The sequence below is a fragment of the Streptomyces sp. NPDC050842 genome, assembly GCF_044456565.1.
GTDB lineage: Bacteria > Actinomycetota > Actinomycetes > Streptomycetales > Streptomycetaceae > Streptomyces.
In genome coordinates this window covers 465470-485175 of sequence record NZ_JBITGA010000007.1, presented here as the reverse complement: position 1 = coordinate 485175, position 19706 = coordinate 465470, and the positions used below count along the sequence as shown (strand labels likewise).

15 protein-coding genes are annotated in these 19706 nt (G+C 73.3%); 5 read left to right on the top strand and 10 right to left on the bottom strand.

Annotated elements, in window-relative coordinates:
• Positions 1–20: 20 nt before the first annotated feature.
• Positions 21–5312 (top strand): pullulanase-type alpha-1,6-glucosidase, encoded by a 5292-nt coding sequence (pulA, locus tag ACIBG6_RS25880; protein WP_399224950.1) that lies wholly within the window; start codon positions 21–23, stop codon positions 5310–5312.
• Here the strand turns inward: pulA and ACIBG6_RS25875 are convergent.
• Positions 5299–5817, bottom strand: a complete 519-nt coding sequence (locus tag ACIBG6_RS25875) for a GNAT family N-acetyltransferase (protein ID WP_399224948.1) — start codon at positions 5815–5817, stop codon at positions 5299–5301. The genes pulA and ACIBG6_RS25875 overlap by 14 nt on opposite strands.
• A gap of 66 nt (positions 5818–5883) precedes the next feature.
• Between ACIBG6_RS25875 and ACIBG6_RS25870 the strand changes: the two genes are divergently transcribed.
• Positions 5884–6216 (top strand): 5-carboxymethyl-2-hydroxymuconate Delta-isomerase, encoded by a 333-nt coding sequence (locus tag ACIBG6_RS25870; protein WP_399224947.1) that lies wholly within the window; start codon positions 5884–5886, stop codon positions 6214–6216.
• Here the strand turns inward: ACIBG6_RS25870 and ACIBG6_RS25865 are convergent.
• Positions 6201–6923: a TetR/AcrR family transcriptional regulator gene (locus ACIBG6_RS25865; protein WP_399224945.1), complete on the bottom strand. Its 723-nt coding sequence runs from the start codon at positions 6921–6923 to the stop codon at positions 6201–6203. The genes ACIBG6_RS25870 and ACIBG6_RS25865 overlap by 16 nt on opposite strands.
• Positions 6924–6960: 37 nt before the next feature.
• On the opposite strand from ACIBG6_RS25865, the gene ACIBG6_RS25860 reads away from it, so the two are divergent.
• The gene (locus tag ACIBG6_RS25860) at positions 6961–7371 is read left to right on the top strand and encodes a hypothetical protein (RefSeq protein WP_399224944.1); all 411 of its coding nucleotides are present in this window, start codon (positions 6961–6963) and stop codon (positions 7369–7371) included.
• Between the two features lie 4 nt (positions 7372–7375).
• Here the strand turns inward: ACIBG6_RS25860 and ACIBG6_RS25855 are convergent, their stop codons facing one another.
• From ACIBG6_RS25855 to ACIBG6_RS25835, 5 genes are all read right to left on the bottom strand, one after another.
• The gene (locus ACIBG6_RS25855) at positions 7376–8431 is read right to left on the bottom strand and encodes a PDR/VanB family oxidoreductase (RefSeq protein WP_399224943.1); all 1056 of its coding nucleotides are present in this window, start codon (positions 8429–8431) and stop codon (positions 7376–7378) included.
• The gene (locus ACIBG6_RS25850; RefSeq protein WP_317594423.1) at positions 8431–9315 is read right to left on the bottom strand and encodes a metal-dependent hydrolase; all 885 of its coding nucleotides are present in this window, start codon (positions 9313–9315) and stop codon (positions 8431–8433) included. The genes ACIBG6_RS25855 and ACIBG6_RS25850 overlap by 1 nt, the downstream gene beginning before the upstream one ends.
• A gap of 83 nt (positions 9316–9398) precedes the next feature.
• Entirely contained in the window at positions 9399–11987 is a 2589-nt protein-coding gene (locus ACIBG6_RS25845; RefSeq protein WP_399224942.1) for a hypothetical protein, read from the bottom strand.
• 63 nt (positions 11988–12050) lie between these two features.
• Complete coding sequence (locus ACIBG6_RS25840; protein WP_399224941.1) at positions 12051–12851, bottom strand: tyrosine-protein phosphatase; 801 nt, start codon at positions 12849–12851, stop codon at positions 12051–12053.
• 69 nt (positions 12852–12920) lie between these two features.
• Positions 12921–13937, bottom strand: a complete 1017-nt coding sequence (locus ACIBG6_RS25835) for an NAD-dependent epimerase/dehydratase family protein (RefSeq protein ID WP_399224940.1) — start codon at positions 13935–13937, stop codon at positions 12921–12923.
• Between the two features lie 234 nt (positions 13938–14171).
• Here ACIBG6_RS25835 and ACIBG6_RS25830 point away from each other — a divergent pair, with 234 nt between their 5' ends.
• Together ACIBG6_RS25830 and ACIBG6_RS25825 are read left to right on the top strand one after the other, a co-directional pair.
• Positions 14172–14762 carry a hypothetical protein gene (locus ACIBG6_RS25830; protein ID WP_399224939.1) on the top strand — a complete coding sequence of 197 codons (591 nt, stop codon included), beginning with the start codon at positions 14172–14174 and terminating at the stop codon, positions 14760–14762.
• Positions 14763–14812: 50 nt separating this feature from the next.
• A complete protein-coding gene (locus tag ACIBG6_RS25825) occupies positions 14813–16261 on the top strand; it encodes a PepSY-associated TM helix domain-containing protein (protein ID WP_399224938.1) in 1449 nt (482 codons plus the stop codon).
• 21 nt (positions 16262–16282) lie between these two features.
• On the opposite strand, the gene ACIBG6_RS25820 is transcribed toward ACIBG6_RS25825, so the two are convergent.
• From ACIBG6_RS25820 to ACIBG6_RS25810, 3 genes are all read right to left on the bottom strand, one after another.
• Positions 16283–16879, bottom strand: coding sequence for a winged helix-turn-helix domain-containing protein (locus tag ACIBG6_RS25820; RefSeq protein WP_399224937.1), 597 nt, complete (start codon positions 16877–16879; stop codon positions 16283–16285).
• Positions 16880–17261: 382 nt separating this feature from the next.
• Entirely contained in the window at positions 17262–18293 is a 1032-nt protein-coding gene (gene glnII / locus ACIBG6_RS25815; RefSeq protein WP_399224936.1) for a glutamine synthetase, read from the bottom strand.
• A 137-nt stretch (positions 18294–18430) separates the two neighbouring features.
• Positions 18431–19612, bottom strand: coding sequence for an ARPP-2 domain-containing protein (locus ACIBG6_RS25810; protein ID WP_399224935.1), 1182 nt, complete (start codon positions 19610–19612; stop codon positions 18431–18433).
• Between the last annotated feature and the right edge of the window lie 94 nt (positions 19613–19706).

Below are 19706 nucleotides of genomic sequence, written 5' to 3'. Positions count from 1 at the left end.
CTCCTCCAGGGAGCACCTCCGTGACACCCAAGAGAACGGCGGTGGCGCTGGCCGCCGCCCTGTGCGCGGCCCTCGTGCCCGCCGTCCCCGCGGCCGCCGCGCCCAGGCCCCCCGCCCCGCCCTCCGACCGGACGCTCGCGGCGCAGCCCGCCCGCCAGGACCTCACCCGCGAGCAGTTCTACTTCGTGCTGCCCGACCGGTTCGCCAACGGCGACACCGCGAACGACCGCGGCGGCCTCACCGGCAGCCGCACCCAGACCGGCTTCGACCCGACCGACAAGGGCTTCTACCAGGGCGGCGACCTCAAGGGCCTGACCCAGCGGCTCGACTACATCAAGGGCCTCGGGACCACCGCCATCTGGATGGCCCCGATCTTCAAGAACCGGCCCGTGCAGGGCGAGGGCAAGGACGCCAGCGCCGGCTACCACGGCTACTGGATCACCGACTTCACCCAGGTCGATCCGCACTTCGGGACCAACGAGGACCTGGAGAAGCTGATCGCCGCCGCCCACGCCAAGGGCATGAAGGTCTTCTTCGACGTCATCACCAACCACACCGCCGACACCGTCGACTACGCCGAGAAGAAGTACGGCTACCGCCCCAAGGGCGCCTACCCGTACCTCGACAAGGACGGCCGCCCCTTCGACGACCGGGACGCGATCGGGAAGGTCGACGCCGGCTCCTTCCCGTACACCCCCGTCGAGAAGGCGAACACCAAGGTCCCGGCCTGGCTCAACGACCCCACGATGTACCACAACCGCGGCGACTCCACCTGGGCCGGCGAGTCCGCCGAGTACGGTGACTTCGTCGGCCTCGACGACCTGTGGACCGAGCGCCCCGAGGTCGTCGAGGGGATGAAGAAGATCTACGAGACGTGGGTCCGCGACTTCAAGATCGATGGCTTCCGCATCGACACGGTCAAACACGTCGACCTGGACTTCTGGACCGAGTGGGCGACCGCCCTCGACGCGTACGCCAAGAAGCGCGGCCGCGAGGACTTCTTCATGTTCGGCGAGGTCTACTCCGCCGACACCACCGTCACCGCCCCGTACGTCACCCGGGGCCGCCTCGACGCCACCCTCGACTTCCCCTTCCAGGACGCGGCCCGCGCCTTCGCCTCCCAGGGCGCCGGCGCCGACCGCCTCGCCAAGGTCTTCGCCGAGGACTACCGGTACACCACCGACAAGGCCAACGCCTACGAGCAGGTGACCTTCCTCGGCAACCACGACATGGGCCGCATCGGCACCTTCCTCAAGCAGGACAACCCGAACGCCACCGACGCCGAACTCCTCCGCAGGGCCGAGCTCGCCAACGAGCTGATGTTCCTGTCCCGCGGCAACCCGGTGATCTACTCCGGCGACGAGCAGGGCTTCACCGGCGCCGGCGGCGACAAGGACGCCCGCCAGCCCCTCTTCGCCGCCCAGGCCGCCGACTACCTCGACGACGACCAGCTCGGCACCGACCGCACCCACGCCACCGACGCGTACGACACGAAGCACCCCGTCTACGCGTCCGTCGCCGAACTGTCGCGCCTGACGAAGGCGCACCCGGCCCTCCGCGACGGCGTCCAGCAGGAGCGGCTCGCCGAGGGCTCCGTCTACGCCTTCTCCCGCACGGACGCGACGACGCGGACCGAGTACCTCGTCGCCACCAACAGCGCGACCACCGAGAAGACCGTCACGATCCCCGTGGACTCGGCGAACTTCCGTGCCCTGTACGGAGGGCAGGGTGCGTACACCGCGACGGGTGGCAAGGTCACCGTCACCGTCCCGGCCCTCTCCTCCCTGGTGCTCAAGGCGGACAAGGCCCTCCCGGCCCCGGCCGCCGGGCCCACCCTGTCGCTCGACGCCCCCGCCGGCGGCGCCACCGGCACGGTCGAGCTCACCGCCGACGTCACCGGCGGCGGCCTCAACCGGGTCGTCTTCGCCGCCCAGACCGGCAACGGCCCCTGGCAGGTCCTCGGCACCGCCGACCACGCCCCCTACAAGGTCACCCAGCACGTGACGGCCGCCGCCGGCACCACCCTGCGCTACAAGGCCGTCGCCGTCGACAGCGCGGGCCGCACCGCGAGCGCCACCGCCACCACCACCGCCGGACAGGTCCCCGCGCCCGAGAAGCCGGTCGCCGTCGAGCGCACGTACGCCGTCGTCCACTACCAGCGCGCGGACGGGAACTACGACGGCTGGACCCTGAAGGCCGCCGGCCAGGAGGCCGCGTTCACCGGCCGCGACGCCCACGGCGCCTTCGCCTGGGTCAAGGTCCCCGACGGCGCGTCCACCGTCGCGTACACCGTCGAGAAGGACGGCGCCGCCGACGGCCCGCAGCGAAGCATCGCCCTCGGCCGCACCGGCGAGGTCTGGATCACGCAGGGCCAGGACGGCCAGTCCGACACCGCGCCCGCGCCCGCCCCGCAGGACAAGACCAAGGCCGTCATCCACTACCAGCGGCCCGACGGGAACTACGACGGCTGGGGCCTCCACACCTGGACCGGCGCCGCCCAGCCCACCGACTGGTCCAAGCCCCTCATGCCGGTCCGCGTCGACGCGTACGGCGCCGTCTACGAGGTGCCGCTCGCCGAAGGCGCGACCTCCCTCTCGTACATCCTCCACAAGGGCGACGAGAAGGACCTCCCCACCGACCAGTCCCTCGACCTCGCCACCTACGGCCACGAGATCTGGGCCCTCTCCGGACAGCAGAAGTACCTGCTCCCGACGGTCGGCGGCGCCCCGAACCTCGACCTCACCAAGGCCGGGGCCCAGTGGATCGACCGGAACACCGTCGTCTGGAAGGTCAAGACCACCGACGCCACCAGCCAGCAGCTGGTGTACGCGAAGGACGGCGGGATCACCGTCACCGACGGGGCCCTCAGCAGCGAGGGCCAGTGGCTCCGGCTCGCCCCCTCCTCCCTGAGCGACGCCCAGAAGGCGAAGTACCCGCACCTCAAGGAGTACCCGGCCTTCACCCTCGACGCGCGGGACGCCGACCGGGTCCGCGCCTCCCTGCGCGGTCAGCTGATCGCCACCCAGCGCGCCGCCAACGGCGCCCTGCTCGCCGCCACCGGCGTCCAGACCGCCGGCGTCCTCGACGACCTGTACGCGACGAAGGCCACGGGCGCCGCCCTCGGCCCGGTCTTCCGCCACGGCCGCACGACCCTCTCCCTCTGGGCCCCCACCGCCCAGTCGGTCGCCCTCGAACTCGACGGCCGGACCGTGCCCATGCGGCGCGACGACACCTCCGGCGTCTGGTCCGTCACCGGGCCGAAGTCCTGGACGGGCAAGCCGTACCGGTACGCGGTGAAGGTCTGGGCGCCGACCGTCCAGAAGGTCGTCACCAACAAGGTCACCGACCCCTACTCCACCGCCCTCACCACCGACTCCGCCCGCAGCCTCGCTGTCGACCTCACCGACGCCCGGCTCGCGCCGAAGGGCTGGACGTCCCTGAAGAAGCCCGCCGCCGTACCGCTGCGGGACGCCCAGATCCAGGAGCTCCACATCCGCGACTTCTCGATCGCGGACCCGACGGCGAAGGCCGACCACAAGGGCACCTACCTCGCCTTCACGGACAAGGACAGCAAGGGCTCGCAGCACCTCCGCGACCTCGCCGCCACCGGCACCTCCTACGTCCACCTCCTCCCGGCCTTCGACATCGGCACCATCCCCGAGAAGAAGTCCGGCCAGACCGCACCCGCCTGTGACCTGAAGGTCTACGCCCCCGACTCCGAGGAGCAGCAGGCCTGCGTCGCCGCCGCCGCGGCCAAGGACGCCTACAACTGGGGCTACGACCCGCTGCACTACACCGTCCCCGAGGGCTCCTACGCCACCGACCCCGAAGGCACCCGCCGCACGGTCGAGTTCCGGCAGATGGTCCAGGCCCTCAACGGCAACGGCCTGCGCACGGTCATGGACGTCGTCTACAACCACACCGTCTCCGCCGGACAGTCCGACAAGTCCGTCCTCGACAAGGTCGTGCCCGGCTACTACCAGCGGCTCCAGGCCGACGGCACCGTCGCCACCTCCACCTGCTGCGCCAACACCGCGCCCGAGAACGCCATGATGGGCAAGCTCGTCGTCGACTCGGTCGTCACCTGGGCCAAGGACTACAAGGTCGACGGCTTCCGCTTCGACCTCATGGGCCACCACCCGAAGGCCAACATCCTGGCCGTGCGGAAGGCCCTGGACGAGCTGACCGTCGCACGCGACGGCGTCGACGGAAGGGCGATCGTCCTCTACGGCGAGGGCTGGAACTTCGGCGAGATCGCCGACGACGCCCGCTTCGTCCAGGCCACCCAGAAGAACATGGCCGGCACGGGCATCGCGACCTTCTCCGACCGGGCTCGCGACGCCGTACGCGGCGGCGGCCCCTTCGACGAGGACCCGGGCGTCCAGGGCTTCGCCTCCGGACTCTTCACCGACCCGAACGCCTCGTCGGCCAACGGCACCCCGGCCGAGCAGAAGGCCCGGCTGCTCCACTACCAGGACCTGATCAAGGTCGGCCTGACCGGCAACCTCGCCGACTACACCTTCACCGACACCTCGGGCCGTACGGTCAAGGGCAGCCAGGTCGACTACAACGGCGCCCCGGCCGGCTACGCCGCGGCCCCCGGTGAGGCCCTCGCCTACGTCGACGCCCACGACAACGAGACCCTGTACGACGCGCTCGCCTTCAAGCTCCCGGCCGGCACGTCGGCCGCGGACCGCGCCCGCATGCAGGTCCTCGCCATGGCGACGGCCACCCTCTCGCAGGGCCCGGCGCTCTCCCAGGCGGGCTCGGACCTGCTGCGCTCCAAGTCCCTCGACCGCAACTCCTACGACAGCGGCGACTGGTTCAACGCGATCCACTGGGACTGCCGCGACGGCAACGGCTTCGGCCGCGGCCTGCCCCCGGCCCCCGACAACAAGGCCAAGTGGTCCTACGGGAAGCCGCTGCTCGTGAACCCGGCCCTCACGGCCGGCTGCGAGCAGATCGACGGCGCCTCGGCGGCCTACCGGGACCTCCAGAAGATCCGTACCACCGAGCCGGTGTTCTCGCTGGCCACGGCGGACCGGGTCCAGTCCACCGTGTCCTTCCCGCTCTCCGGCCGCGAGGAGACCCCGGGCGTCATCACCATGCGCCTCGGCGACCTGGTCGTCGTCCTCAACGCGACCCCGCAGGAGCGGACGCAGCGGGTCGCCGACCTGGCGGGCGGGGCGTACGCCCTCCACCCGGTCCAGGCGAACGGCTCGGACGCCGTGGTGAAGTCCGCCTCCTACGAGGCCGGTTCGGGCACCTTCACGGTCCCGGCCCGGACGGTGGCGGTCTTCAAGGCCGGCTGATCGGCCTCTCCCACAGCGTGACCCCGTACCGGGTGCCGTCGGCGGCGAGCTTGCCCGGCTCCTCGCCGACCACCCGGTAGCCCGCGGCTTCGTAGTACGTACGAAGCCGCGGGTTGTTCGTCATGGAGTCGAGCCGCGCGACCCCCCGCCCGCCGGCCGCGATCCGCTCCTCCGCGTGGGCGAGCAGCACCCGTCCGGTCCCGGCGGGCGCCGCGTCCCGGTCGGTCATGAGCCGGTGCACGTAACCGGCGACCGGCGGCTGCGGGCCCCAGGCCTGCTCGTCGTCCCACCACAGCTCGTACGCGCCGACCGCCCGGCCCTCGTGGAACGCGAGCCACACCTCACCGCCGGCGATGCGCCCCCGGAAGTGCTCCGCGTTCTTCGCGCCCGGTTTCCACTGGTCGATCCCGTTCCGCACCATCCAGTGGGCCAGCCCGTCGAACAGCTCCACCAGAAGGTCGAGATCCCGGTCGTCCGCCTGCCGGAAGGTCACTTGTGCCGTCATGGTGATCACCGTAAAGGTGTGGCCAGACATTCGACATCCGCAGCCCCCTCCCCGGGAGTGACCCCCATGCCGCAGATCACCGTGGACTACTCCGCGCCCCTCGACCGGCGCGGTTTCGCACTCGCCCTGCACCCGCTCGTCGTCGAGTCCGTGAACGCCTCGCTCGACGCCTGCAAGACCCGCTTCCGCGAGGTCGAGGAGACGGTCGTCGGCGACGGCTCGACCGAGGACGTCATCGTCCACGTCGAGATCGCCCTGCTGTTCGGCCGCACCGACGACGCCAAGGCGCGCCTGTCGAAGGCCGTCCTCGCCCTGCTGCCGAAGTACGTCAAGGCGACCGAGGGCGTCCGGCTCTCCGTCGAGATCCGCGACCTCGAATCGTCCTACCGCAAGCGCTGACCAGGCACGGCGCCCGCCTGGGGCACGAGCGCGGCGAGCCGGGTCACCAGCTCCGCGAAGGGGCCGTCGGCCGGCTCGTCGGCGAGGATCCCGACCAGGATCTCCGCCATCTCCGTGTCGTACGCGGCGCTCACCGCGGCCAGCGCCGCGAAGTCGTGCACGAGCTGCAGCTCCAGCTCCGCGCGCGGGACCCGGCGGCCGTCCAGCCAGAGCAGGGCCGTCGACTCGGCGAGCGAGACCCAGGAGCGGACGACCAGTTCGAGCCGGGCCGAGGGCTCGTCGACCCTCAGGTGGGCGAGGATCTGCTCGTACGCGGCCTGCCGCACCTCGTCGATCATCGCGTTCGTCGTGGACGAGCCCACCGCGGGACCGCCGCGCATCAGCGCGGCGAAGCCCGGCCCGTGCTCGTCCACGAAGTCGAAGAACCGGCCCATCACCCGCAGCAGCCGCGCCCCCAGCGGGCCCCGCGGCGGCTCCACGAACCTCGCCGCGAGCTCGTCGGCCGCCCGCCGCAGCGCCGCCTCGTAGAGGCTCTGCTTGCCGGGGAAGTAGTGGTAGACCAGCGGTCGCGAGATCCCCGCGGCCGCGGCGATCTCGTCGATGGACACCTCGTCGGGAGAGCGGTGGCTGAAGAGTTCGAGAGCCACCCCGATCAGCTGCTGCTTGCGCTCCTCGACGCCCATCCTGCGGCGTACCCCGGTCGTCATACGAACAGCCTAACGGGGTCCGATACGCTCCTGCTTCATGAGCGCTTCCGACCAGGAAACCACGGCAGTCGAGGCCCCGGAGGCACCTGAGGCCCCCGAGACCGAAGGCACCGAGAACACCGACGAAATCGACGACACCGACGAGGCCGAGGAGTTCGACGAGTCCGACGACGACGAGGCGCCCGCGGCGGGCGGCCTCACCCCCAAGCAGGCGCGGCGGCTCCGCGTCGCGGCCGCCTCCGTGCTCCTCGTCGCCCTCGCCGTGGTCCTGGTGATCCGTCTCGCGAGCCGTACGTCCGTCCTGGTCGTCGGGGTGTACGGCCTCGCGATGATCCTCTGCGGCGTCGTGATCGAGCTCTCCCGCAACGGCCGTACGCGGCTGGCCACCTGGCTCCTGGTGGGCGGCCTGCTGGCCGCCCTCGCCTTCGACTGGCTGATCCTGCCGTAGGGCGTCACAGGTCCAGGACGAGCCGCTTCCCCGCGCAGCGCGAGACGCAGATCAGCATCGAGTCGTCCCGCTCCGCGTCGGTGAGCAGCTCGTCCCGGTGGTCGATCTCCCCTTCCAGTACCCGCTGTTGGCAGGTACCGCAGAACCCCTGCCGGCAGGAGTACATGAGGCCGGGGACCTCCTCGCGGACCGCCGCGAGCACCGACTGGTCGGCCGCCACCCGCACCGTACGGCCGGAGCGGCGCAGTTCGACCTCGAAGGCGGTGCCGCCGGCCGGCGCGGCGGCGGAGAAGCGCTCCAGGCGCGGCGCCCGGCCCTCGGGCATCGCCGCGCCCACCGCGTCCATCAGTCCGTCGGGACCGCAGCAGTAGACGACGGTCTCGGCGGGCAGGTGCGCGAGGAATCCCAGCTCGGGGAAGCCGGACTCGTCCTCCGCGACGACGGTGACGCCGTCGCCGCCGCCGAGCCGCTCGATCTCCTCCAGGTAGGGCATCGTGGCCCGGCTCCGCCCGCAGTACACGAGCCGCCAGTCCGCCCCGGCCGCCTCGGCGGCCCGGACCATCGGCAGGACCGGGGTGATGCCGATGCCGCCGGCGACGAAGACGTACGCGGGGGCGTCGACCAGCGGGAAGCGGTTGCGGGGGCCGCGGATCTCGACCTCCGTGCCCTCGTGGAGCTGCTCGTGCACCTCGCGCGAACCGCCCCGGCCGTCCTCGATCAGACGTGTCGCGACCGTGTACGTACCGGAGTCGGCCGGGTCGCCGCAGAGCGAGTACTGCCGCACGAGCCCGGAGGGCAGGACGAGGTCGACATGGGCGCCGGGCTGCCACGCGGGCAACCCGGCACCCTCCAGGCGCAGTTCGACGACACCCTCGGCGGGCGTGGCGCGCCCGGTCACGAGGACCCGGCGGGGGACCGTACGGCCCCTGCCGTACCCGGACACGGGCACGTCGAGTGCGGGCATCGGCCACAGCGGGGCGGTGGACATCCGGCTGCGCACGGCGCGGCGGACGAGCAGCGCGGCACCGGCGACGAGCGCGACGGTGGTCAGCCGGGGCATCAGTGGCCTCCGCCGGCGCCGGGGGAGGAGGCGAGGTAGGCGAGCGCCTGCGCGGTGTCGCCCTCCTGGGAGGGGTGGTAGGCGCGGCTCAGGTAGCGGGGTATGGAGCGCAGCATGTCCGGGGTGGAGGGCAGCACGCCCTGCCGGCCCTTGCGGTAGAACTGGCCGAAGGAGGCCTTGCCGTCGAGCAGGCTCGGGTCGTTCTCCATGAAGAAGCGGGCGCCCCGCTGCCAGAGGAAGACGAGCGCGGAGAAGGCGAGTGCCCAGGTGCGGGCGCGGCGCCGGTAGCCGCCGTCGAGGTGCATGAAGAGCTCGAAGGCGACCGAGCGGTGTTCGACCTCCTCGGCCCCGTGCCAGCGCAGCAGGTCGAGCATGACGGGGTCGGCGCCGCGCCGGTCGAGCTCGTCGGCGTTGAGGACCCAGTTGCCGAGGAATGCGGTGTAGTGCTCGATGGCGGCGATCATCGCGACCCGCTCCATCAGCCACCAGCGGCGCGGCCGTCCCGGCGGCAGGGTCCGGTCCCCGAGGAGCTTCTCGAAGAACCAGTCGACCTGCGCGGTGTACGGGGTCGGGTCGAGGCCCAGCTTCCGCAGGTGGGGGAGGACGTCGTCGTGGGCCTGGGAGTGGATGGCCTCCTGGCCGATGAAGCCGATGACGTCCTCGCGCAGCCGGTCGTCGGTGATGTACGGCAGTGCCTGCTTGTAGACGTGCACGAACCACCGCTCGCCCGCCGGGAGCAGCAGGTGCAGCACATTGATCGTGTGCGTGGTGAAGGGGTCGCCGGGAACCCAGTGGAGCGGGGTCTCATCCCAGTCGAAGGAGACCTTGCGGGCCTTGAGCTCGACGTGTTCCGACGCCACCGGTGCAGGCTGCGTATTAGACATGCCGTCAATGTACTGAGGGGTAGGGCCATGGCAACAGGCTTGTGCACCGCCTTTTTGGCGGTACGAGCCACCCGGCCCTCCCCTCACCGCAGCGCGGGGACCCGGGTGCCGTCCCGCAGGGTGCCGTCCAGATCGGCCCGCGCCCCCGCCTTCGCCTTCACCGCCAGCATCGGACCGTCCGCCCGGCCCCTCACCCCGCCCGAGGTCTCCAGGGAGGCGAAGTCCGGACTGCCCGCCGCCAGGACGAACCAGCCGCCGCTCGGCGCCTGCCACAGCACGCCCGCGAGGACCCGGGGGTCCCGCACGCCGCACGCCGGCGATCCTTCGGACCGGGCCGCGAGCGCCGCCGGGACCTTCGGGGACGGGACCAGGAACTGGGCGAGCACCCGGCTGCCCGTACCGCGCCAGGTCTCCGCGCGGGTGCACACCCAGGTGCCGTGGCCGGCGCCCTCGGGCAGCGGCTGCCGCGCGAATCGCCAGGCGTTCACCGACCGCACCCCGTGCGCCCGGACGGCCGTCAGGCGGCACGCCGTCCGCGCCCACGCCTCGCGGGCCTCCTGCCGTGTCACGTCCGCCGGCGCGTCCGGCGGGCCCCACAGGAGCCGGGCGGGCGCCAGCTCGCCCAGGTCGGTGAGGAGCCGCGTGCCCGAACCGTCCCGCACCTGGAGGGAATTCCAGCGCTCACACTCCTTCGCCTGCGCGGGACTCGGCACCGGCTCGGTCACCCCGTACGCGTCCCGGGCCAGCGGCCACGGCTCCTTCGCGGGCGCGAGCAGGTCCCGTACGGCCGTCTCCCGTACCCAAGGGGCCGTCAGATAGCGGACGTTGCCCGAGGCGCGGGAGACGACGAGGGCGGCCGAACCGACGGCGTCGGCCGCGTCCGTCCGCGCGAAGTCCAGCGCGGCGCCCGCGGCCCCCGCCACCGGCTCCGCGTACCGCACGGCCCGCAGCCCGTCATGGAAGAGCACCACCCGGACCCCGTCCACCAGCCCGGCGAACAACAACTGAGGCGGCCCCATCGGCGGCCCCACGGGCGTCCCCGGCGTCGCGGACGACTGCACGGAGAGCCCGGGCCGCGCCCACACGGCGAGCGCCCGCCGCAGCAGCGCACGGTCCCCGGTGAGCCCGCCGCGCGCGGGCCACACCGAGAAGTCCTGCCGCGTCGACCCGGGCCAGGCGGCGGGCGGCACGCGCTTGACGGCGCCGGGATCGAGGGCGGCTTCGGCGGCCGGGTTGCGGGCGTACGAGGGGGCGGCAGCACCGTTTCTTCCCCAGCCGTCCCCGGGCAGCCCGAGCAGCGTCCCGCACACGACGAGCGCGGCGACGGCGACGAGCGCGGCCCGGCCGTGCTGCCGCCGCCGCAGCAGATCGGTCGGCCGGGCCTGCAACGAACAGGGATCGAACTCGGCCGACTCCAGCAGAGCGGCCCCACTGACCCGCCCACCCCGCCGCCCACGACCGGCCTCGCGGTAACCGTCGGCCGACGTGCGCTCCGGCGTGCCCCGACCGGCGTCGCCGTACCGGGTGTCCTCGAACCCCCCGCGGCTTCCGCTGCCCCCGGGCCGTTCGCCGCTCGCGAGGTCTCCGGGCCTCCCGGGCCTCCCGGTGCCCGCGGACAGCGCGCCGCGCCCTGCCTCGGGATGGCCGCCCCCGGGGCCCGCGGGCCGCTCGTCGCCGCCGGAATCGCCGGGCCGTCCGCCGTCTCGGGTGCCGCCGTCGGGACGCGGCCCCTCGGCGCCGGGGACGGCCGCCTCGCCGCCTGCCCAGGCACCGGCGAGCCGGCCGAACTCGCCCGCCCTGCCCGGGGTCCCGCCCCGGCCGGGCCCGGCCTGCTCGCCGACCCGCGCGGCGCGGCCGTCCCCGCCGGGGAGGCCGTTCCCGCCGGCGCGGCCTTTCCCACCGGGGAAGCCGTCCCCACCGGGCCGCCGGGTGCTGTCGGCGTGACCGTCGGGGCTACCGGCACTTCCGGACCTGCCCGGGGCGACGGGGCTACCGGCACTTCCGGACCTGCCCGGGGCGTCGGGGCTACCGGCACTTCCGGACCCGCCCACGGCGTCACCCGCCGCGTCGGCACCGGCGCCCGGCGCGGGAGGGGCGTCGGCTTCCGTTGCGTCGACCGCGTCCGCCTCCGCGAGGGCCGCCGCCGGGTCGGTGACGCCCGCCGCGGCCAGGACGCGCAGGACCTCCGGGTCGCCCTGGCGCTCCAGGCCGCGGAGCACGTACGCCGCCCTGCCGGGGCCCGAGAGGGCGGACAGGCGCTGGTCCAGGGCGAGTTCGTCGGCGCCGCCGACCCGGGGGAACACCCGCAGCCCCCACACCTGCGGCAGCAGCGGCGGGAACTGGGCCCGGCGCGGCAGCGCGCGCCGCCGCAGCGGCAGCCCGGCGACCAGTGCCTGCCGCAGCACCTCGCCCCGCACGTACGCGTAGCCGGGATCGACCGCGTCCTCGGTGCGCCGGGGCCCCGGGACCGCCGGACCCGGCACCGGGCGGCGCGGCAGCGAACGCTGCACGAGCGCGTGCGCGGTCAGCACCCGGCGGTTGCGGCCGAGCGTCGGCGGCAGCACGAGATAGGCGATGCGCACGAGGCGCGGATAGCGCTCGACGAGCGCGGCCTCGGCCTGCTCGACGTCGACGGGGCCCACGGGCGAGGGATCGAGATCCTGGGTGCTCACGTTCAGCAGAACGAGCGATTCTTCCGATGGTCACCCCGGCCCCCGACGCCCCTCGACGGCGGCTCAGGCCGCGTGGACCGTCAGCCGCTCGCGGATCAGCGCCGTCACCTCGTCCGGGACGCCGAGCCCCTCCCGTACGTACTTCTCCATCGAGCCGTGCCGGATCGCCACCTCGTCGAGCCCCGCCTCCAGGTACTCCGGCAGGACCCCGATCAGGTCGAGCGCCAGCTCGGGGTCGCCGCCCTGGGCCGTGAACCCCTCGATCATCGGCGCGAACGCCTGCCGTACCGCCGAATTGACCGCCAGGTACTCGGCCCGGACGGTCTCCTCGTCCGCGCCGAGCAGCGACAGGACGACCGTCGCCGCCCACCCCGTCCGGTCCTTGCCCGCCGAGCAGTGGAAGAGCACGGGACCGGCGCCCGGCGTGCCCAGCTCGGTCAGCAGGGCCCGGTACGCGGCGCGGGCCGAGTCGCCGGACACGAAGGTCCGGTAGGTGCGGGCGAAGGCCGCCCGCACCCGGCCCCCGCCGAGGTGCTCCTCGGCCAGCGCCGGGTCGGTGAGCAGCAGCTTCAGCCGCGCGGCGGGCGGCAGCCCGCTGACGGCCAGGTGGTCGGCGAGCACGTCCGCGACGAGCAGCCGCGCCCCGGCCGGCAGCCGGTCCGGCCGGTCGCCGCGCTCGCTCTCCGTCCGGAGGTCGACGACCGTACGGATGCCCAGGTCCGCCACCACCGCCTCGGCCGGATCGAGCCGGTCGAGCTGCGCGGAGCGGAGGACGAGACCCGACCGGACGGCGCGCCCGTCACCGAGGGGCAGACCACCGAGGTCGCGGAGATTGGCGACGGAGGAGGCGGGGATGGCGGGCATGGGCGTCGACTCCTCCGGTTCGTCCCTTTCCTGTCGACCGTAGTGGATCTCCCGGAAGAGGGCAGTTCGTCAGCTACCGCCCTCGATGTCCGGCGCGTGCTTCGCCAGGAATTCCGCCTCCCGCTCGGGGGAGAGCCCGACCTCCGGCCGGTCGGGGCGCCTCGGCGCGACCCCGCCGAGCGATTCCAGCCACGCCCAGGTGTCCGCGACCGTCTCCGCGACCGGCCGGCAGCGCAGCCCCGCCGCGACGGCTTTGGAGACGTCGGCGGTGTGCATCGCGTCGTACATCTCGCCCGGCGGCAGCCACACGGGCAGCTCCGACCAGGGCTCGAGCCCGGCCGCGACGACCGCGTCCGGCTCCGCCCACCGCAGCTCGACGTCCGCGCCGGTCGCCCGCACGCACGCGTCGAGCAGCTCGCCCATGGTCGTGTGCCCAGGCGGGGAGACGAGGTTGTACGGCCCCGAGAGCCCGGCCGCCACGGCGTCGAGCGTCCACTCGGCGAGGTCGCGGGCGTCGACGTACTGGAGGGGGAGCGTGCGCGGACCGGGGGCCAGGACCGTACCGCCGCGGGCGATCCGGCCCAGCCACCAGGGGAGCCGGCCGACGTTCTCGTACGGGCCGATGATCAGGCCCGCGCGGACGTGCAGCGTCCGGTCCGCCCCGAAGGCGGCCGTGGCGGCGAGTTCGCCGCCCATCTTGGCCTCCGCGTACGGCACGTCGCCGGCGTCCGGCGAACCCTCCACCAGCGGGCCGTCCTCGCCGAGTCCGGCGGCCGGCGGCCAGGAGTAGACGGAGCGGCTCGACACGTACGCATACCGCCCGACCCGGTCCGCGAGCAACCGCGCCGCGTCCCGGACCGCCGACGGCGCGGCCGACCAGGTGTCCACGACGGCGTCCCACGAACCGGTGGCGAGCGCGGCCAGCCCCTCCGGGCCGGTGGTGCGGTCGCCGAGCAGGGAGGTGACTCCGGCCGGGGGCTCGTGGCGGCCGCGGTGGAAGACCGTCACCTCCCAGCCCCGGCCGAGCGCGGCCTCGACGACCGCGCGACCCACGAATTCCGTACCACCGAGAATCAGCAATTTCATGATCGAAGCGTGCCCGGCGGCGGTGCGCGGAGCCAAGGAATTCCGCTCCGGGAGGATTCCGCCGGGGGAGGAACGCGCCGGGCGGGACGGAGGTGCGGGAGGGGGTCTGTTCGGCCAGATGGCGGGATGACACCATGGCGGGCGATGACGGATGCCCGGTCGCCCTTGCGCGCCCTGCGAGCCGCACTTTTCGCGGTGGTGTGCGTGACCTTGGCAGCCGTGGGGCATTCGTCCATGTCTGCGCATCAGCTCCCGACGTCCGGTCTCCTCGGCGCCTTCGCCGCGACGGCGGTCGCCGCCTGGGCCGCGGCCGGACGCCGCCGGGGCGCGCCGACGATCGCGGGCGCCATGCTCGTCCTCCAGGGCGCCCTGCACCTGCTCTTCTCGATGGCCGGTTCGCACCCGCCGGCGCACGCCGCGAGCGACGCGACGGCGGCCATGACGCACCCGCACACCATGGCGACCGGCCAGGCCGCCATGGACCCCATGGGCCTCATGGGATCGCCCGGCATGGCCACCGGCATGGACTCCGACCCGGGCATGCTCGCCGTCCACCTCCTCGCCGCGCTCCTCTGCGGCCTCTGGCTGGCCCACGGCGAAGCCGCGTTCTTCAGGGTCGCCGAGGCGGCCCTCGCGTACGCGTTCACCCCGCTGCGCCTGCTGTGCGCCCGCGTCCGCGTCCCCGACGTCCCCCGCGGCCCGGTCCGCAGGGCACGCGGGCACGCCCACCGCCCCCACACCGTCGTCCTCGCGCACACCGTCTCCCGGCGCGGCCCGCCCCGGCTGTCCGTACCCCGCGCCACGACCCTCGGAGCACACGTCTGACACCGGGGGTCTCCTCCCGTTGTCCACGTCGACTCCAAGGACAGTCAGCCATGACCATCGACGATCCCGCACGCCCGGAAACCACCGAGGCGCCACCGTCGGAGACATCCGAAACCCCCGCCGCCGCCAAGGCCCCCGCCAAGGCCGGCACCTGGAGCGCCCTGCGCCCCCTCGTCCTCCGCCTCCACTTCTACGCGGGCGTCCTCGTCGCCCCGTTCCTCCTCGTGGCCGCCGCCAGCGGCCTGCTCTACGCGCTCTCCTTCCAGGCCGAGAAGGTGATCTACGCGCATGAGCTGGAGGTCCCGGTCGGCGACACCACCCTGCCGCTCTCGCAGCAGGTGAACATCGCCCGCAAGGTCAACCCGAACGGCACCGTCACCGCCGTCTGGCCCGGCGCCGAACCGGACGCCACCACCCGCGTCCTGATGGCCGACCCGGACGTCCCCGAAGGCACGTCGCTCGCCGTCTTCGTCGACCCGTACACCGGGGACGTACGCGGGCAGCTGCCCAGCTTCGGCAGCTCCGGCGCCCTGCCGCTGCGCACCTGGATCGACGGTCTCCACGCCGATCTGCACCTCGGCGAGCTCGGCCGCAACTACAGCGAATTGGCCGCCAGCTGGCTGTGGGTGATCGCCCTCGGCGGTCTGGCACTCTGGCTCGGCCGCCGCAGGAAGAACCGCCGCGCGCTGTTCGTCCCCGAGGGCGGCCCGAAGTCCCGCCGCCGCACGCTCTCCTGGCACGGCTCCGTCGGCCTGTGGGCCGTGACCGGACTCGTCCTGCTCTCCGCGACCGGCCTGACCTGGTCGCGGTACGCGGGCGAGAACATCGGCGTCGTGCAGGACGGCCTCGGCGGCGCGACCCCCACCCTCACCGCGACCCTCGACGGTGGCGCCGGCGCCGGCTCGGAACACGAGGGGCACGGCGCCGGCCACCAGCAGGGCGGCACCACCGCCCAGGGCCCGGACATCGGCGTCGACAAGGCCGTCGGGGCGGCCCGCGCGGCCGGCATCGACAGCCCGAGCATCTCGGTCGTCCTGCCCGCCGACGGCAAGGGGTACGTGGTCAAGGAGACCGACACGCAGTTCCCGCTCCAGCTGGACTCGGCGGCCGTGAACCCGGCGGACGGCACGGTCCTCGACCGCCTCGCCTTCGCCGACCACCCGCTCCTCGCCAAGCTGACCCGGATAGGCATCGACGCGCACACCGGCGTGTTCCTGGGCCTGTTCAACCAGCTGGCGCTCGCGGCCCTCGCGCTCTCCCTGATCCTGCTGATCCTCTGGGGCTACCGCATGTGGTGGCAGCGCCGCCCGGGCCGCCCGGTGGCGCGCGGGGCCTGGCGCAAGGTCCCGGTGACGATGCTGCTGCCGCTCGCGGCGGCCACGGCACTCGTCGGCTGGTTCGTCCCGCTGCTCGGCCTCAGCCTGCTGCTGTTCCTGGCCGTGGACCTCACCCTCGCCCTGGTGGCGAAGGTGAGGGCGAGGGCCTCGCGAACGCTCTGAACCACCTGATCAAGTCAGGGATCAGGGCGTGTACTTGTAGCCGACCCGCCGCACGGTCTGGATCGTGTGGCGGTGCTCGGCGCCCAGCTTCCGGCGCAGCCGGGCCACGTGCACGTCGACCGTACGACCGTCGCCGACGTGCCCGTACCCCCACACCGTCGTGACCAACTGGTCGCGGGTGTGCACCCGGTGGGGGTGCGCCACCAGATGGGCGAGGAGCTCGAACTCCAGATATGTCAGGTCGAGCTCCTCCCCGTCCACGACGGCGATCCGCCGGACCCCGTCGATGACCACGGGCCCCTGCTCCTCCGCCGCCACGGGCGGCGCGGGGACGGGGGCGGCCACGGGCGCCTGCGGCTGCTGATCGGCCGGTACGAGCACGAGGTACCCGACCATCGGCGGGCGGCCCGGCAGCGTCGGCAGCGCGTGCTGCGGCGCGGGCAGCAGCGTGGCGCCGGGCGGCAGGAGCTCCGCCACCTGGGAAAGCTGGAAGAGAGGGGAGAGCGGGGAGAGTGGCGAGAGCGGGGGGAGTCCGGCGACCTCGTTGGGGTCGACGGCCCGGAGCCGGTGCCGGCCGGGGCGGACGGCGGTGAGGGGAGCACTCTGGATGTGGGCCATGGAGAGTCAGCTCTTTCGCGCGGAGAAACGAACGGACAGGCGTCGTACGTCAGTCGTCGTGCGCGTCGGCCGAAGGCCGGGGATCGGACCGTACCGATCGGGGCTTTAGAGGGCCGACGCGTTCCTCGCGCGGCAACAGACCCGGTCGAAGTCGTCGTGCTGCCGGGAAGGCCAGAACGGCTCGAGGTCGTTGCGACCTGTCGCGGTGTCGTTCGTCATCGTGGCCATATCCCTATTGAACCAGAAGGGAATGCCCCCGACGAGCCTTTCCCCGGCCAAACCCCGTGTCATCCATCCCACATGACGGAAGAGGCGCCCACCGTACGAACGGTGGGCGCCTCTTCGGAAGTGCGTCGGGATCGCGGTCCGGAGGACCGGACGATCAGACCTGGCCGACCTTCTCCAGGGCCTCGCAGCAGGTGTCCACCAGCAGGCGGGTCACCACGTACGGGTCCACGTTCGCGTTCGGGCGACGGTCCTCGATGTAGCCCTTCTGGTCCTGCTCGACCTGCCACGGGATGCGGACCGAGGCGCCGCGGTCCGAGACGCCGTAGGAGTACTTGTCCCACGGGGCGGTCTCGTGCAGACCCGTCAGGCGGTCGTCGATGCCGGCGCCGTAGTTCTTGACGTGGTCGAGCGGCTTCGAGCCCTCGCCGAGGGACTCGGCGGCGGTGATGATCGCGTCGTAGCCCTCGCGCATCGCCTTGGTGGAGAAGTTGGTGTGCGCGCCCGCGCCGTTCCAGTCGCCCTTCACCGGCTTCGGGTCCAGGGTCGCGGAGATCTTGAAGTCCTCGGCGGTGCGGTACAGCAGCCAGCGGGCCACCCACAGCTGGTCCGAGACCGTGAGAGGAGCCAGCGGGCCGACCTGGAACTCCCACTGGCCCGGCATGACCTCGGCGTTGATGCCGGAGATGCCCAGGCCCGCCGTGAGGCAGTTCTCCAGGTGCGCCTCGACGACGTCACGGCCGAAGATCTCGTCCGAGCCGACGCCGCAGTAGTAGCCGCCCTGCGCGGCGGGGAAGCCGCCGACGGGGAAGCCGAGCGGGCGGTCGCCCTCGAAGAAGGTGTACTCCTGCTCGATGCCGAAGATCGGCTCCTGCGCGGCGTACTTCGCGGCGACCTCGGCCAGCGCGGCACGCGTGTTGGACTCGTGCGGCGTCATGTCCGTGTTGAGGACCTCGCACAGCACCAGGATGTCGTCGCCGCCGCGGATCGGGTCCGGGCAGACGAAGACCGGCTTGAGGACACGGTCCGAGGCGTGGCCCTTGGCCTGGTTCGTGCTGGAACCGTCGAAGCCCCAGATCGGCAGCTCGTCGAGCGCGGCGCCGCCGCCCACGATGATCTTCGTCTTCGAGCGAAGCTTCGCGGTCGGCTCGGTGCCGTCGATCCAGATGTACTCAGCCTTGAAGGTCACGGGCCTCATCCTTTGGGCGTGCTGCTGCGGGTGCGCGGCGGCTCGCGGCGCTGCGAGAAGCTGCGGTGTCTGTGTCCGGTCGCAGCTTCGCAACACCGGATTTCCCGTCGGTTGCCCGTTTGTGAACCCCGTGTTACTCAGCTTTCCTCTTTTTCCCGCGCGCGCCGTGCGACGACGTGCGAATCGAGCAGCCCGCCGAGCCCCGCCGCCTCGATCCGGCGCACCACCTCCGCGTACGAGGTGCCGAGGGCCTCCGCCGTCCGCCCCAGGTGCCAGTCGCGGTCCGCGAGCGTCCGCAGCAGATGCCCCTTCCGGATCTGCTTCTCGGAGAGCCGGAAGGTCTTCAGATACGCCGCCCGCCCCTTGTGGTCGGTGATCAGCTCGCCGATGTGCTGCTCCCGCCCGTCCCGCAGGAACGGCGGCAGGAACCGGTGCAGGTCGAAGTCCCCCATCCGGTGCACCCGCTCGAAGGCGTACGAGGTCTCCAGGAGGTCCCGCGCCATCAGCCCGTCGTGCGCGTCGGCCCAGGCCCGCTCCTGCTCGCGCGCCGCCGCCCGCAGGTCCGTGAGGGTACGGATGCCGCCGACGCCGTCCCGGATCCGCGCCGTGAACTCCGGCACCGGCCCGCCGTAGTACGCGTACTGGTGGACCAGCTCCCCGTACAGGTCCTCCACGAGCGTCGGGTGCAGCACGCGGTAGTCCTCCGGGTGCGGGACCACGAAGGCCGCGGCCAGCGCGTCGGCCACGTACAGGAGCAGCCCGCACTGGCCCGGATGGAGCTCGAAGATCCGCAGGGCCTCCGCGAGCCCGGGCACCGACCAGCCCGCGTACGCCGCCTCGGCGCGCGGCGAGAGGCCGTGCCCGAGGGCCTTCCTGGACCAGTCGTCCCAGACCACGGACGGCCCGCCGAAGTGCAGCGCGAGGTACCCCTCAAGGGCGAGGTGGAGCGGCAGGAAGCGCAGCCGCCGCTCGCCCTGCCGCCGCTTGGCCAGCCGGTGGATGCGGCGCACGGGCACGCACGCGGGCGCGCCCTCGTCGCCGAGCCGGGTCCCGTAGACGGCGGACTCGGCCCCCGGCCGGCCTCCGGGCTCCGCCCCCGATCCCGCGCCCGTCCAGTCGGCGACGAAGCCGTGCGGCACGTACGAGGTGTAGGTCGTCCGGTCGCCGAGGTCCACGGCACCGAGCCCCGAGCCCTCGTACACCTCCCGGCGCAGCCGCAGCCCGGCCACCGGCTCGGCCCGCACCAGCGGCACGATCCGCACCCCGCCCCACACCTGCGCGGGCCGGACGTCGAGCCCGGTCAGATCGATCCGCGTCATCCCCCGGCCCCCTTCAGACCGACCGGCACATGGGGGGCGGCGTCGCGGGCCTGGGCACGCACATCTGCCGCGTTGTCGTCAATCACCATGGCTC